Origin of the sequence: uncultured Tenacibaculum sp. (genome assembly GCF_947502995.1) — a bacterium.
Classification (GTDB): domain Bacteria; phylum Bacteroidota; class Bacteroidia; order Flavobacteriales; family Flavobacteriaceae; genus Polaribacter.
Genome location: NZ_CANNBW010000005.1, coordinates 42,787 through 57,902 on the forward strand (window position 1 = coordinate 42,787; position 15,116 = coordinate 57,902).

The 15,116-nt window shown below is 27.7% G+C and carries 16 protein-coding genes; all 16 read left to right on the forward strand.

The genetic code is table 11. From position 1 onward, the window contains the following. The first annotated feature begins 35 nt into the window (after window positions 1–35). On the forward strand, window positions 36–608 hold the full coding sequence (locus tag Q1A46_RS05150; RefSeq protein WP_299674831.1) for a hypothetical protein: 573 nt from the start codon (window positions 36–38) through the stop codon (window positions 606–608). Next, window positions 595–3,321, forward strand: coding sequence for a CHAT domain-containing tetratricopeptide repeat protein (locus Q1A46_RS05155; RefSeq protein WP_299674835.1), 2,727 nt, complete (start codon window positions 595–597; stop codon window positions 3,319–3,321). The genes Q1A46_RS05150 and Q1A46_RS05155 overlap by 14 nt, the downstream gene beginning before the upstream one ends. A 575-nt stretch (window positions 3,322–3,896) precedes the next feature. After that, a complete protein-coding gene (locus tag Q1A46_RS05160; protein WP_299674837.1) occupies window positions 3,897–4,124 on the forward strand; it encodes a hypothetical protein in 228 nt (75 codons plus the stop codon). A gap of 22 nt (window positions 4,125–4,146) precedes the next feature. Next, window positions 4,147–4,311, forward strand: a complete 165-nt coding sequence (locus Q1A46_RS05165) for a hypothetical protein (protein WP_299674840.1) — start codon at window positions 4,147–4,149, stop codon at window positions 4,309–4,311. Window positions 4,312–4,405: 94 nt separating this feature from the next. Further along, window positions 4,406–4,600 carry a hypothetical protein gene (locus tag Q1A46_RS05170; protein WP_299674842.1) on the forward strand — a complete coding sequence of 65 codons (195 nt, stop codon included), beginning with the start codon at window positions 4,406–4,408 and terminating at the stop codon, window positions 4,598–4,600. Between the two features lie 198 nt (window positions 4,601–4,798). Then, complete coding sequence (locus tag Q1A46_RS05175; protein ID WP_299674844.1) at window positions 4,799–4,960, forward strand: hypothetical protein; 162 nt, start codon at window positions 4,799–4,801, stop codon at window positions 4,958–4,960. 143 nt (window positions 4,961–5,103) lie between these two features. After that, window positions 5,104–5,331 (forward strand): hypothetical protein, encoded by a 228-nt coding sequence (locus Q1A46_RS05180; RefSeq protein ID WP_299674847.1) that lies wholly within the window; start codon window positions 5,104–5,106, stop codon window positions 5,329–5,331. Window positions 5,332–5,414: 83 nt separating this feature from the next. Beyond that, on the forward strand, window positions 5,415–5,564 hold the full coding sequence (locus Q1A46_RS05185) for a hypothetical protein (protein ID WP_299674850.1): 150 nt from the start codon (window positions 5,415–5,417) through the stop codon (window positions 5,562–5,564). A gap of 737 nt (window positions 5,565–6,301) precedes the next feature. Next, window positions 6,302–6,439, forward strand: coding sequence for a hypothetical protein (locus Q1A46_RS05190; protein ID WP_299674853.1), 138 nt, complete (start codon window positions 6,302–6,304; stop codon window positions 6,437–6,439). An 84-nt stretch (window positions 6,440–6,523) separates the two neighbouring features. Next, complete coding sequence (locus tag Q1A46_RS05195) at window positions 6,524–6,760, forward strand: hypothetical protein (protein ID WP_299674856.1); 237 nt, start codon at window positions 6,524–6,526, stop codon at window positions 6,758–6,760. 382 nt (window positions 6,761–7,142) lie between these two features. Further along, window positions 7,143–7,280 carry a hypothetical protein gene (locus Q1A46_RS05200; protein ID WP_299674853.1) on the forward strand — a complete coding sequence of 46 codons (138 nt, stop codon included), beginning with the start codon at window positions 7,143–7,145 and terminating at the stop codon, window positions 7,278–7,280. 84 nt (window positions 7,281–7,364) lie between these two features. Next, a complete protein-coding gene (locus Q1A46_RS05205; protein WP_299674859.1) occupies window positions 7,365–7,592 on the forward strand; it encodes a hypothetical protein in 228 nt (75 codons plus the stop codon). A 285-nt stretch (window positions 7,593–7,877) separates the two neighbouring features. Beyond that, entirely contained in the window at window positions 7,878–8,684 is an 807-nt protein-coding gene (locus Q1A46_RS05210; protein WP_299674862.1) for a hypothetical protein, read from the forward strand. A gap of 119 nt (window positions 8,685–8,803) precedes the next feature. Next, window positions 8,804–9,511 (forward strand): TIGR00730 family Rossman fold protein, encoded by a 708-nt coding sequence (locus tag Q1A46_RS05215; protein ID WP_095070359.1) that lies wholly within the window; start codon window positions 8,804–8,806, stop codon window positions 9,509–9,511. A gap of 100 nt (window positions 9,512–9,611) precedes the next feature. After that, entirely contained in the window at window positions 9,612–12,428 is a 2,817-nt protein-coding gene (locus Q1A46_RS05220; RefSeq protein WP_299674867.1) for an aminopeptidase, read from the forward strand. A gap of 124 nt (window positions 12,429–12,552) precedes the next feature. After that, window positions 12,553–15,006 carry a thiamine pyrophosphate-dependent enzyme gene (locus tag Q1A46_RS05225; protein ID WP_299674870.1) on the forward strand — a complete coding sequence of 818 codons (2,454 nt, stop codon included), beginning with the start codon at window positions 12,553–12,555 and terminating at the stop codon, window positions 15,004–15,006. The last annotated feature ends 110 nt before the right edge of the window (window positions 15,007–15,116 follow it).

Here is a 15,116-nt window from a genome sequence, read left to right on the forward strand (position 1 = left end):
TAAACAAAGGGGAAATATATAAAAACAAAAACACAATGAAATTATTTAATTATTTAAAGTTAACTGTAGTATTTTCTATTTTAATATTTGCTTTTAGCTGTAATGATAATGAAAATTTAGACGAAATTATTGAGCCAGAACTTGAGTTAATGGGTAGAGAAAATAGTTTTACTACTGATGGTATTATTGTAAAAGATGAAAATAACAATGATGATAATAATGAAACTAGTGAAAACACAAAAGAAAAGTTTATTCAATTTTGCTTTTCTTCAAAATTAACAAGAGAACAGAAAGATGAAGCTATAAAGTGCTGGTTTTTTAATCCTAATATCCCTAAACCAAAAATTCTTTTATTAAACAGAATAAATACATTTAATAATTGTGAAGTATGGGCATATATAGAAATACGAAATCCTAGAGATGGTGATGGTTCAGATATTGTTAAAGACGATGACTTATTAGTTGGTAAAAATATTAATTTAACACCTCCTCAAAACTGTGATGACTCAATAAATATAACGCATTATTATTTGGATGATTACTACACATATGATAATAGTAATAATGATTTAAATGATAAAATCCTTTCTGAAAATGAAATTTTCTAAATTAAAGAAAATACCTTTATTTTTTTTAATTGTCCTTTTATCTAATTTGGTAAAAGGACAATCTCCTTTAAAACAAATCACTCAAAATAAGAAAATAGAATTATCAGAAAAATATGCTGATAGTCTTATTAATTCAATAAAGAACGACAAAAAAGAACTCAAAAAAACTGTATCTTCATTCGTAAAATATTTTTACAAAAAGAAAAATATTTCTTTAGCTATAAAGTATTCATTACTTGAGATAGAAACAATAGAAAAACTAAAAAAGAAAGACCCTCATTATCAACATCTAATTCTTCAATTAGGATATTTTTATTATAAAAACAAAAATTTAGAATTAGCTATCGAAACATTAAATCGAGCATCTAACCTTAACTTTGATAAAAAAAGGAAAGGTCAAGCTTTTTGTTTATTGGGAAAATGTTTTTACAATAAAGGAGATTATAGTAAATCTTTAATTTATTATGAAAAAGGAGTTAATCTTTTAAAAAGTTATGGAAAACCTACAAGTATTATTGCTCATTCATTAGATGCTTCTCTAAACTCTAACTTTACTCTAAATATAAAACATATAAAAAAATCACTTCTTTTTTTGAAACTAGCCGATTCTGTATTTGAAAAAAACAAAAAAAAATTGAATGATAATAATTTAATAACCATAATTAAACTATACACAGCTAATACTTATTCCCATAAAGTCATGAATAATTTTAGTAAAGCCAATTATTATTATAATGAAGCTTTGAAATATGCTGCATTAAATCATAACATTGGTAACTCTGCTACAATACTAAGAAATATAGGGGAACATTACTTAGAAAACAAAAATGACAGTAGCATTTATTTTCTTAATAAGAGTCTAGAGTATTGTAAAAAATTAAGTTATGAGGATTCAAGATTAACTAAAGCAAATGCTTATTTAGATTTAAGTGATTATTATTATTCTAAGAACAAATTTCAAAAAGCTTTAGAAAACTCGTATTTGGCTTTTGATTTTTTTTACACTTCAAATAATAAACAGTTTAAGAAAATATATCCGGATGTTTTACATCAAAAAAACAACAGAAAAAATAGTTCTTTAATCACTTATAAATTCAATTTAAAAGCATTAATTGCTCTAATAGAACAATCAAATCAAAAAGAAAAATATATTAATGAAGCTATTATCTCTATCAAAAACTTTAACAATTTAATCTCTGTTATACTTGATAATGATACGAATACAGAATCTCAGTTTCAATGGAGAAAAGATGCTTCTGAAATTTATAATTACGCGGCTTATATTTATTATTTAAAACAAGATTATCAATCTGCTTTTAACTATTTAGAAAAAAACAAGGCTTTTTTATTAGCTCAAAATATAGATCATAACAATGTAAATAAAGAGCTTCCTAAAGTAATTTTAGATAAAGACAAAAGCTTTAAAAAAGATATATTAAACTTAGAATATAAACTTGTTGACAAAGAAATTCAATCCACAAAAGATTCTCTATTTGATCTTAGGTTTTCTTACCAACAATTTAAAGATTCCATCCGAACTGTTTTTCCTAAATATTTTCAATTGAAAAGTAAAACGGACTTAATTTCTCTTCAGGAGGTTCAAAAAAACTTAGACGATCATACTGTTATTATTTCCTACTCTATTCAAAATAATATTGAAGAAAATTCTGTAGATACTTCTATTGGTTTATGTATCAGCAAAAACAATAGTATTCCTTTTTCTTTAAAAAGTAGTGCTATAAAAAACAAACTACAAATATTCTCTAAACTTATTTCTAAACCTTTAAATAGCAAAAAAGAAGTTCAACAATACAATTCGATTGCAAATTCTTTGTACAATAGTTTATTCCCAAGTGAAGAAATAAAGAATTTAATTCAAAATAAAAAAGTTGTTATTATTCCAGATGATAATCTTCAGAATATTCCTTTTGAAGCTTTTATTACTGATACGACTTCAAATAGATTTTTAATTGAAGACACTGATATTAGCTACGCTTATTCTATGTCTTTCTTAAATGTAAATAACAACATCTCTAGAGTTTCTGAAAAAGATTTTGCTGGGTTTGCTCCTATTGAATTTCAGAATAAAAATCTTGCTACATTACAATATTCCGCAGAGGAAATCAATTCAATTAATAATAATTTAAACGGAACAACCTTTACAGGTGCAGACGTTACAAAAGATAATTTTTTCACCAATGCCTCTAATGCTAAAATTATTCATTTAGCAACTCATGCAGATGTTTCCCAAAAACCTGTGATTCATTTTAGCAAAGATTCTTTAAATCTACACGAATTATACACTTATAAAAACAATGCAGATTTAGTTGTTTTAAGTGCTTGCGAAACTAATGTTGGCGAATTAAAAAAAGGAGAAGGGATTTTAAACTTGGCTCGTGGATTCTTTTATTCTGGTTCTAAATCGGTGGTTTCTTCTTTATGGAAAGTTAATGATGCGGCCACTACAAAGTTAATGACAGATTTTTACACCAACTTAAAAGATCATCAATCCAAATCAGAAGCGTTAAACAATGCCAAAAGAAAGTATTTAAACACTCATTCACTTTCAGAAAAATCTCCGTATTACTGGGCGTCTTTTATTTTAATCGGAGATACAACTCCTACTTTTGAAATGAACTATACAATACACTATATCATAGCTTTTTCCATATTACTTATACTTTTTTTTATTTTTTTTAAAAAAAGAGGGTAACAATTTCAAACAAGATGAACATAAGGGTGTAAATAACAAATTTCAAGAGTTATTTCTCATAACATATACATTTTGTTTGGTTTAATCAATAATTGCTAGAAAAAGAAAATAAATTGTTATGAATGTTATTCGCGGAAATTACGATGGAAAAAAGTTATGAAAAGGAAAACGTAAAAAAGTTAGTACTGAAAAAGAAGCCTTTTTTACAAAACACAAGGGGAAACAAATGTTTCCCCTTTGTTTGTTTTAACTAGCACTTTTCTTAATTATTCAAATTACTATAAATCAACTCTTCTTAATAAATTTATTAATAAAAAATATTTTTTTTAAAAAAACAGGTTAACATTTTGTTTGCCTGAGGAACGTCTTTATAAAGACGTATACTAACTATACAAAATGAGATGAAAAGAAAATTTATTGCTATGACGGTTTTCCTAATTTTTAAATAATTATGATAAACAAATTGCTTAACGAGTTAACTCCTATTTCAATAATATTTTTTCGCGAAAAGTAGACATATACCTTGAATGTCTTAAAATGCTCAAGGATTTAATTATTTAAATCATACAAAAATTATGAAAAAATCAATCTTAAGCTTAGGTAAAACTTTAGCTAAATCAGAACAAAAAAAAGTGACTGGAGGAAAAAGCTTAAATAAAGTATTTCCTGGACCTTGTAACGAATATTGTAATTCTCCAAAATTACAAGAATTATATTGGCAGCCTTTATACTGTATCTGTACAGTAATTATTGGCCCTGGAAATGGAGGAGGTGATGATGATTCTAATCCTGGACCAGTATAGTTAATTATAAACCTTCTTAATTATGAAAAAATCAATTTTAAAATCAGGTAAAATTTTAAATAAAGTAGAACAGAGAAGTATTAACGGAGGAAGATCTGGTTGTTATTCTTACCCTGATGCTAGTGTAAACTGTATAAGTCCATGGGTAATTATTCATGGATGTTACACTTGCAAAACAGCATCTTAATCATGTAATTTTTACATACTTTTTTAATATAAACTGAGTATAAACCCTGAGTATTTTAAATATTCAGGGTAACTCAATTTTAAATTTATTTACTATGAAAAAATCAGTTATAAGCTTAGGGAAAACTTTAACTAACGCAGAACAGAAACAAATTAACGGAAGTGGTCTTAATAATTGTTCAAACTATTTTGGTCCATTTTCTTTTGATGAAAATTCTTGTAACGATTATCATCAATTACCAGAAAAATATAAAGCTTGTGTTTTAGTAGACTTTTCTTGTTTTCTTTAAATCACAAAAAATTAATTAAAAAAAGTATGAATAAGATATTTTAATTAAAGCTATGAAAATTAAGAGCAATCACCATAATCGGTTAGTCGATCAAATTGAACTAACTGAGTACTAAAATATTTTTCGCGAAGAATAGACATAAAACCTCAAGTGTCTTAAAATGTTTGGGGATTTAATCGATTTTAAATCTTTTTAATTATGAAAAAATCAATCTTAAAACTAGGTACAGTTTTAAATAAGACTGAACAAAAAAGTGTTAACGGTGGAGTATATTACCGTTGTCCAGGAAGTAGTAATCCTTCAAATCAAACTTTACCTCCATGTCCAGCTTTTTGTATAGAAGGACATTGCTTATTCTAGAATAAGTATCGTTATGAAAGGATATTTTAAAAGATATCCTTTCTAAAAAGTTAAAATATCAATAATAAGTTCAATAAAAAGAAGAGAAGTTTAGATACTTAAATATCTATAAATACTGTCTTTTTAAAAAACCACAAATAATTATGAAAAAATCAATTTTAAACTTAGGTAAAGAATTAAATAAAAAAGAGCAAAAAAAAATTAATGGAGGATTATCGGATGGGTTTCCTGTTATTAGTCCTTGTTGGCATACACTAGATTTTTGTAAAATGATATTAGATTCAGCAGGACCAAACGGACCTCAACCCGTAAAATGTGAACCTTGTAAAACACATAATGGTTACCCAGGATACAGAGTAAGATATATTTAAAATCAATTCAATAAAAAAACAGACACAAACCTTGAGTGTCTTTAAATGATCGAGGTTTTTTTAAATTAAACAATATAAATTTTATGAAAAATTCAATTTTAAACTTAGGAAAAGAATTAAAAAAAGCAGAACAGCAAAAAGTGAACGGAGGAAGCCAAAGAATTTGTGGTGAATTAGAATGTAGAGAGCAAAAAAATTGGTACATCCGTCGTTGTAGCAACTGTGACTCATAAATTACAAATATTTTAAATATTTAAAATTTCTAACCCAGTATATAGTACTGGGTTTTTTCATTATAAAAACACCTAAACAAATAAAAAACAAAAACTTAACCCTAAAATAATATTTTTTAATAGCTGACTTTATTAAATCTTTTTTCTCTTTTTTTTATTTTTTTCAAAAAAAGAGGGTAACAATTTACAATCTAATGAACGTAAGGGTGTAAATAACATATTTCAAGAGTTATTTCTCATAACAATAGTGTTGGTTAAGTTTGATCATTATTGCTAGAAAAAGAAAACAAAATTGCTATGTAACGTCTTACGGGGAAATTGCGACGGGAAAAAGTTATGAAAAGGGAAATGTAAAAAAGTTAGTGATGAAAAAGAAATCTTTTTTACAAAACAAAAGGGGAAACAATTGTTTCTCCTTTGTTTGTTTTTACAGCCATATAATTCACTCATTATTATACAAACTTCAATATTTTAAAAATTTTTCAAAAAACAGGTTAACATTTCATTTATGCAAGGAACGTTATTGTAAAGATGAATATCAATCTTGCTATAATAAAATGAAGAAATGAAGATTACACATCTAGTTGCAATCGCCTATCTATTAAAAAAATCATGAATAATAAGTTGCTTAACAAACTAACTTCCATTTCAATAATATTTTTTTCGCGAAAAATAGACATACACCTTGAATGTCTTTAAATGCTCAAGGGTTTAATTATTTAAATCATACAAAAATTATGAAAAAATCAATTTTAAACTTAGGAAAACCATTAGACAAAACTCAACAAAGACATGTTACAGGTGGGCGTATGCCTATTTGTTTAATCGACAATAGTTTACCAGAATGTGATGATAACGAAGGTGCTAGATTATAATGTAATTTAAAACAGGTTATCTGGATTTAACTTCCAGATAACTTTTTTAATCATCAAAATATTAATTATAAAAACATAAAAATCATGAAAAAATCGATTTTAAACTTTGGAAAATTATTAGATAAAACACAACAACAACAAATTAAAGGAGGAAATCATTCCTTTTTTGATTTAACTGGAGGAACATCAACAGGTGCTAATCCAGTTAATAATTGTGTATGTAATTATGCAACTGGAACATGGAATGATCCACATTGTGGAAGCGGTAGCTGTTATGATGAGGAAGCTATTGAAGAAGATTTAAATGAATATAGAGAATAACCTCCATATCTTATTATTTCTAAAAAATTAATTTAAAAGGAGAAACCTAATGTTTCTCCTTTCTTTGTTCTTATAAAAAATAAGTAATCTGGTTATTTCTTTTCAAACTTCAATATTTTAAAAATTTTTCAAAAAACAGGTTAACATTTCATTTATGCAAGGAACGTTATTGTAAAGATGAATATCAATCTTGCTATAATAAAATGAAAAATAAAGATTACACATCTATTTGTAATCGCCTATCTATTAAAAAAATCATGAATAATAAGTTGCTTAACAAACAAACTTCTATTTCAATAATATTTTTTTCGCGAAAAATAGACATACACCTTGAATGTCTTAAAATGCTCAAGGATTTAATTATTTAAATCATACAAAAATTATGAAAAAATCAATTTTAAACTTAGGAAAACCATTAGACAAAACTCAACAAAGACATGTTACAGGTGGGCGTATGCCTATTTGTTTAATTGACAATAGTTTACCAGAATGTGATGATAACGAAGGTGCTAGATTATAATGTAATTTAAAACAGGTTATCTGGATTTAACTTCCAGATAACTTTTTTAATCATCAAAATATTAATTATAAAAACATAAAAATCATGAAAAAATCGATTTTAAACTTTGGAAAATTATTAGATAAAACACAACAACAACAAATTAAAGGAGGAAATCATTCCTTTTTTGATTTAACTGGAGGAACATCAACAGGTGCTAATCCTGTTAATAATTGTATATGTAATTATGCTACTGGAACATGGAATGATCCACATTGTGGAAGCGGTAGCTGTTATGAAATAAAAGCTCCAGACGCGCCAGTTCCAGCTTAGTTATAAAATGAGGGTAAAACAAGCCTTTCTTTCTCTAAAAAAACAAACTTCTTTCTAATATTTTTTGGGGAAATTAATATGAAAAGTAAAAATTGAGGGGATTAACTTTTCTATTAATGCAAAGGAGAAACATGAGTTTCTCCTTTTGTTTGTTTTAAAGCATTTTTTATCTAAAAAAAGTATATATTTGTACTAAATAAAAATTGCAATTTAATATTATTTTTAGCTAAAAAAGACATAAACCAAAAGTGTCTTTAAATTTTTTGGTATTTAATAATATTTAAAATGAAAAAAACATCCTATTTATCTATTCTATTAATATTCATCCTTTTATTATCTTGTAATTCTGAATCTGATGATATAATAATTGATTCAAATACTAAAATTTCAAATACAGTATTATTTGAGGGAGAAATTAATAGTTCGCTAACTAAAAATAAATCTATAGCATTACCAAGTGGTTGTGGTGTGATAGGTGAAAACTGTGCCAACAGAAATCAAATACTTTCATACACATATTTTTCAAGTTCACCTAGCACAAACACTATTTGGAGTATAGTCAGTGGTGATATAACTATAATAAGAGGACAAAACACCAATACAGTCACTTTAAATTTCGGAAATAATTTTTCTGGTGGTTCTGTCATGGTTTCAGGAAATGGTGTTTTAAACTGTGCTGTAATTCTTCAAATTAATAACTGTGGAAATGGTGGAACAGGATCTATCTGTGATACTTACTCCCCTGGAATAAGTGATAATTATTTAGATGGAACATTAAGTGGCGCTAATTTTATTCATCTTGAAGCTAGTGGTAACTTTCCTAGTGGAACAACATATACATGGGCCATAAAATATAAAAATGGAAATACAAGATATTACCCAGCTTCTACAGATAAATCAAGAAGAATTTTTGCTGCTATAAAGACTGATAGAATTGAAAAGGCAACAGTTACTGCCAAATACAATAATTGTGAAAAAACTTTTTCAAAAACTTATGATTGTCCTATACCAGAACATGATGAACATGGTAATTTACTTCCAGAATGTGGTGGTAATGACGGTGGTTCAGGTTTTATAGGTTTCGTGAAATAGTTAATTTTATAACGAATCAACTACAAAGGAGAAACATGAGTTTCTCCTTTTGTTTGTTTTAAAGCATTTTTAATCTAAAAAAAAGCACTAAATTAGCAAGTCCTTTAAAAATTGATAAAATGACAAACGACGATAGAAAAATCCGTGAGAAACTTCAACAAAAAACATGGAATGAGATAAAAACAAACGATTCTTGGGCTATCTTTAAAATTATGGCCGAGTTTGTAGATGGGTATGAGAGATTAAGTAAAATCGGACCTTGTGTTTCTATTTTTGGTTCTGCAAGAACAAAACCAGATCATAAATATTATAAGTTAGCTGAAGAAGTTGCTTATCAACTTACTCAAAGTGGGTTTGGTGTAATTACAGGTGGTGGACCAGGTATTATGGAAGCTGGTAATAAAGGAGCTAATAGAGGAAAAGGAACTTCTGTAGGTTTAAATATTGAATTGCCTTTTGAACAACATGACAATCCTTGGATTGATCCTGGTAAAAGTTTAGATTTTGATTATTTCTTTGTTCGTAAAGTAATGTTTGTAAAATATTCTCAAGGTTTTGTTGTAATGCCAGGAGGTTTTGGAACAATGGACGAACTTTTTGAAGCAATTACTTTAATTCAGACACATAAAATTGGACGTTTTCCGATTGTTTTAGTTGGTAAAAAATTCTGGAGTGGTTTATTAGATTGGATAGAAAATACTCTTTTAGAAGAAGGAAATATTAGTCCTGGTGATTTAAAATTATTTAGAGTTGTAGATACTGCTGAAGAAGCTGTTGAACACTTCAATAAATTCTATGCTAAATATCAATTAAAACCAAATTTCTAATCTGATTTTCTGTTAAAAAAACAGAACTGATTTCAAATTAAAAAATAAACTCTATCTTCAACTCGTTGTTTAAAAACAACGAGTTTTTTATTTAATGTAAGTGATCAAAAAAATACTACATATTATTCTTATACTATGCTCTTTCTATGCAATAGCTCAAGAAAACTCTCATTATATTTCTGCTAAATTAGATACGATACAACATACACTTACTGTACATCAAAAACTCACTTATATTAACACTTCTAACACTTATTTAGAAGAAATTTACTTACACAATTGGGGCAATAGTTTTAAAGATAACACTACTCCATTAGGAAAAAGATTAATTAAAGATTATAAGAAAGATTTTTACTTTTCTAAAAAAAATGAACGTGGTTTTTCTAAAGTACATAGTATTACCTCTAATAATCAGGAATTAGATTTTCAAGAATTACGAAAAAAAGATGATATTATTCAAATTCAATTGAATGATGCACTTGCGATTAATGATAGTATTACTTTAACTGCTAAATACACTTTAAAATTACCTAAAGCTCGTTATACAGGTTATGGTAGAACTGGAGACGGTTACCATTTAAGGTTTTGGTATTTAACTCCAGCTGTTTATAACAATAGATGGGAGTTAATGAGCAATTTAAATATGGACGATCTTTATGAAGATATTGCTGACTATACTTTAGAAATTGATATTCCTAAAACATTAAATCTAGAAAGTAATTTATATCAATATAAAACAGAAAAGGAAAATTTTAATCATTACTACCTTGTTGGCAAAAAAAAGAAAGACATTATACTAAGTATTAGTAATCGTAAGAAGTTTAGAGTTTTTAAAACTAAAAACACTCAAATAAAAACAGATATTTTCGATAAACGTATTGAATTAATACAAGCAAATGAAATTGTAAATAAACAAATAGCTTTTATAGAAGATTTTATTGGTTCTCATCCACATACAGAAATTTTAGTAGATGGAAATACAGTAAACAAAAACTCTTTAAAAGATATTTATGGTATTCCTAATTGGTTACGTCCTTATCCAGAAAATTTTAAATGGGAAATTCGATTTTTTAAAGCTCTAACTAGTAAATATATTGATGATGTTCTTTTATTAAACAATAGAAAAGATTATTGGCTTTGCGATGGTATTGAAACATTTTTAATGATGGAATACATCAATAAATATTATCCCGATGTAACTGTTTTCGGACGATTTTCAAAGATTTGGGGTTTTAAAAATTATAATCTTGCTAAACTAAAACAAAATGATAAACAAGCATTCTTTTATCAATTTAGTGCAAGACGTTTCTTCGATCAATCGTTAACAACACCTGCAGATTCTCTATCTAATTTTAATAGAAAAATCGTCAGTCCATACAAAGCTGGATTAGGATTTAAATATTTACAAGATTTTTTAGGTAATAATGTACTCAAAAAATCTTTTAAAGAATTTTATAAAAATCAATCATTACGATTAACAAATTCAGGAAGTTTTAAAAAGATTTTACAACGAAATACCGATAAAAATTTAGATTGGTTTTTTGGTGATTACGTAAAAACTACTAAAAAAATTGACTATAAAATCAAAAAAGTAACACAAATAAAATCTGAAGATTCTTTAGAAGTTACCATAAAAAACAAACGTAATATCACTGCTCCCGTTTCATTGTATGGAATTAAAGATGATTCTATAAAATATAAAACTTGGATTACAAATGTTGATAGTATAAAAACGGTAAAAATTAAAGCGGGTGATTTTGATAAGCTAGCTTTAAACTATGAACAAATTTACCCAGAATACAACTTCTTAAATAATTACAAGAAAACGAATAATGCTATAATTAGTAAACCTATCCAATTTCGATTTTTAAAAGACATCGAAGATCCAAACTTCAATCAAGTTTTCTTTAATCCGAATGTAAAATTTAATTTATACGACGGAATGATTTTAGGAGTTAACTTTAATAACAGAGCTATTATTCGACATAATTTCGATTTTAGTATTACTCCGAATTACGCTTTTAGAAGTGAAAACTTAACGGGTTCTTTTTCTTTAGGATATGATCACTTTTTCGAAAAATCTAAGATCTATAAAATTCGTTACGGAATTAGTGGTAGTAACTTTCATTACGCTCCAGAATTAAGTTATAATACAATCTCTCCATTTGTAAATATTCAATTCAGAAGAAATACACTTAGAGATGTTGGAACCAAATTTTTATTATCAAGAATTGTTAATGTCGATCGAGAAATTAACCCAACAGATACAGAAATTGAAAGCGACAAATATCAAATTGTAAACTTTAGATATATATACAGTAAACCAGATGTTGTAAAAAGATTTCAGTATGCTATTAATGGAGAATTTGCCGATAATTTCACTAAGTTCTCTACAGACATTCGTTATTTAAGATTCTTTTCTGAAAAACAGAGTTTTAATTTAAGGTTTTTTGGAGGATTCTTTTTATACAATCATTCACAAGGAGATTTCTTTAGTTTCGGATTAAACAGAAGTTCAGATTATTTATTTGAGCAAAATTTATTTGGAAGATCAGAACGTTCGGGATTATTTAGTCAACAATTTGTAGTTTCCGATGGAGGTTTTAAATCTTTTTATAAAGAACATTCTTTTGCTAATCAATTAATGCTTTCTGGGAATACAAGTGTTAGTGTATGGAGATGGGCAGAAATTTATAATGACTTTGCCATGTTGAAAAGTAAAAACACAAAAGCACGATTTTTCTATGAAAACGGAATTCGTTTAAATTTTGTACCAAACATCTTCGAATTTTACTTTCCTATTTACACAAACGAAGGATTTCAAATTAACCAACCTGGATATCCAACTAAGATTCGTTTTGTGATTACAACAAGTTTAGATCGTGTTTATAACTTTTTACGACGCGGATTATTATAGATAATTCAACAAAACACTACTTTTTTTGCTTTTTTTACGATTTATTCAAACTCTAAGGCCGATTTTTAAATTTCATTTAAAAAACCTATCTTTGCAACAATAGCCAAAACAAAACTTTTTATTTATGACTGTAAAAGTAGCTGTACCAAACTCACAACAGATATCATTCGAAGATTTTAAAAAAGAAGTATTAAATGATTATCGAATCGCCAAAATGAGTCGAGAATGCAGTTTACTCGGTCGACGAGAAGTATTAACCGGAAAAGCTAAATTCGGAATTTTTGGTGATGGTAAAGAAGTACCTCAGCTTGCTTTAGCTAAAGCTTTTAAAAATGGAGACTTTAGATCGGGGTATTATCGTGACCAAACTTTCATGATGGCCATCGGTGAATTAAGCGCTCAACAATTCTTTGCTGGTTTATATGCTCACACAGATATTGTACAAGAACCAATGTCTGCTGGTCGTCAAATGGGTGGACACTTTGCTACGCATTCTATAGATGAGAATGGAAAGTGGAAAAACTTAACACAACAAAAAAACTCATCTTCAGATATCTCTCCTACTGCAGGACAAATGCCTAGATTATTAGGTTTAGCGCAAGCTTCAAAAATATATAGAAATGTAAAAGGACTTGAAGGATTTACTAATTTTTCAAATGAAGGAAATGAAGTTGCTTGGGGAACAATAGGTAATGCAAGTACTAGTGAAGGTTTATTCTTTGAAGCAATTAATGCTGCTGGAGTTTTACAAGTGCCAATGGTAATGAGTGTTTGGGATGATGAATATGGAATTTCTGTTCACGCTAAACACCAAACAACTAAAGAAAGTATCTCTGAAATTTTAAAAGGTTTCCAAAGAGAAAACGAAAGTAACGGATATGAAATTTTCGTTGTTAATGGTTGGGATTATGTAAAATTAGTAGATGTATACAACAAAGCTGGAGAAATTGCTAGAGAAAAGCATATTCCTGTTTTAATTCATGTTAAAGAATTAACACAACCACAAGGGCATTCTACTTCTGGTTCTCACGAAAGATATAAATCTAAAGAGCGTTTACAATGGGAGCAAGAGTTCGATTGTATTGCTAAAATGAGAGCTTGGATTTTAGACTTTGAGCTTACAGATGAGTCTGGTAATATTTTACGTTTTGTAGAAGACGAAGAAGAACTTACTAGTTTAGATAAAGAAATTAAAAGAGAAGTAAGTACAGCTAAACGTAATGCTTGGAGTGCTTTCGTAAATGAAATAAAAGCTGAATTAAGTAACGCTACTAAAATTTTAGAAAGAGTTGCTGCTAAAAGTAAAAACGGTTCTTTTATTACCAAATACAAAAATGATTTAGAAGCTTTAATTGAGCCAATTAGAAAAGATATTTTAGTTGCTTGTAGAAAAACTTTACAGCTGATTGTTGATGAGAATTTCCCTGAAAAAGTTGAACTTCAAAACTTTATTAAGGAAAGAATTGACGATGCAGCAAACAAATATTCTACACACTTATACAGTGAAACTGAAAAATCTACAGTTAAAGTTCAGAAAGTTGAACCAACTTACGACGCTGAGAAAAAAATAGTAGATGCACGTATTATTATGCGTGATAATTTTGAAGCTATTTTTAATAAATATCCAGAAACCTTAGTATTTGGTGAAGATTCAGGATATATCGGAGATGTAAATCAAGGTTTAGAAGGTTTACAAGAAAAATTCGGTGAATTAAGAGTATCTGATACTGGAATTAGAGAAGCTACAATATTAGGTCAAGGAATTGGAATGGCAATGCGTGGATTACGTCCGATTGCTGAAATTCAATACTTAGATTATTTATTGTATGCTTTACAAATAATGAGTGATGATTTAGCAACACTTCGTTACAGAACTTACGGAAAACAAAAAGCTCCTTTAATTATTAGAACTCGTGGTCACCGTTTAGAAGGTATTTGGCATGCTGGTTCTCCAATGGGAGGAATTATTAATAATGTTCGTGGTATTCATGTATTAGTTCCTAGAAATATGACTAAAGCTGCTGGTTTCTATAACACTGCTTTAGAAGGAGATGATCCTACTTTAATCATAGAATGCTTGAATGGATATCGTTTAAAAGAAGCGTTACCAAATAACTTAGGTGAGTTTAAAACACCAATTGGTGTTGTGGAAACAATTAAAGAAGGAACAGATATGACTGTTATTTCTTATGGTTCTACGTTAAGATTGGTAGAAGAAGCTGCTAAAGACTTAGCTCAAGTTGGTATTAGTATTGAAATTATTGATGCACAGAGTTTACTACCTTTTGATATTAATCATGACACTGTAAAATCTCTAGCGAAAACAAATCGTTTATTAGTAGTAGACGAAGATGTTCCTGGTGGTGCTTCTGCTTATTTATTACAAGAAATTGTAGAAAACCAAAACGGATATGTACACTTAGATAGTAAACCTCAAACGTTAACAGCTAAGGCACATAGACCAGCTTATGGTACTGATGGAGATTATTTCTCTAAACCTTCAGTAGAAGATATCTTCGAAAAGGTTTATGAAATTATGCATGAAGTAAATCCTACTAAATTTAAAAGTTTATACTAATAATTTTATATATAAGATTTAAAAACCGATGAAATTTCATCGGTTTTTTTATGCTTCATTTTTTTAAAATACTAGATTAATAAGCTATTTCGTAAGTTTTTAATAATTTA

Excerpts from the sequence above, each read along its gene's own strand:
- Q1A46_RS05185 (WP_299674850.1), top strand. The coding sequence starts at position 5,415 with ATGAAAAATTCAATTTTAAACTTAGGAAAAGAATTAAAAAAAGCAGAA.
- Q1A46_RS05210 (WP_299674862.1), top strand. The coding sequence starts at position 7,878 with ATGAAAAAAACATCCTATTTATCTATTCTATTAATATTCATCCTTTTA.
- Q1A46_RS05205 (WP_299674859.1), top strand. The coding sequence starts at position 7,365 with ATGAAAAAATCGATTTTAAACTTTGGAAAATTATTAGATAAAACACAA.
- Q1A46_RS05165 (WP_299674840.1), top strand. The coding sequence starts at position 4,147 with ATGAAAAAATCAATTTTAAAATCAGGTAAAATTTTAAATAAAGTAGAA.
- Q1A46_RS05190 (WP_299674853.1), top strand. The coding sequence starts at position 6,302 with ATGAAAAAATCAATTTTAAACTTAGGAAAACCATTAGACAAAACTCAA.
- Q1A46_RS05150 (WP_299674831.1), top strand. The coding sequence starts at position 36 with ATGAAATTATTTAATTATTTAAAGTTAACTGTAGTATTTTCTATTTTA.
- Q1A46_RS05195 (WP_299674856.1), top strand. The coding sequence starts at position 6,524 with ATGAAAAAATCGATTTTAAACTTTGGAAAATTATTAGATAAAACACAA.
- Q1A46_RS05155 (WP_299674835.1), top strand. The coding sequence starts at position 595 with ATGAAATTTTCTAAATTAAAGAAAATACCTTTATTTTTTTTAATTGTC.
- Q1A46_RS05170 (WP_299674842.1), top strand. The coding sequence starts at position 4,406 with ATGAAAAAATCAGTTATAAGCTTAGGGAAAACTTTAACTAACGCAGAA.
- Q1A46_RS05160 (WP_299674837.1), top strand. The coding sequence starts at position 3,897 with ATGAAAAAATCAATCTTAAGCTTAGGTAAAACTTTAGCTAAATCAGAA.
- Q1A46_RS05225 (WP_299674870.1), top strand. The coding sequence starts at position 12,553 with ATGACTGTAAAAGTAGCTGTACCAAACTCACAACAGATATCATTCGAA.
- Q1A46_RS05180 (WP_299674847.1), top strand. The coding sequence starts at position 5,104 with ATGAAAAAATCAATTTTAAACTTAGGTAAAGAATTAAATAAAAAAGAG.
- Q1A46_RS05215 (WP_095070359.1), top strand. The coding sequence starts at position 8,804 with ATGACAAACGACGATAGAAAAATCCGTGAGAAACTTCAACAAAAAACA.
- Q1A46_RS05175 (WP_299674844.1), top strand. The coding sequence starts at position 4,799 with ATGAAAAAATCAATCTTAAAACTAGGTACAGTTTTAAATAAGACTGAA.
- Q1A46_RS05200 (WP_299674853.1), top strand. The coding sequence starts at position 7,143 with ATGAAAAAATCAATTTTAAACTTAGGAAAACCATTAGACAAAACTCAA.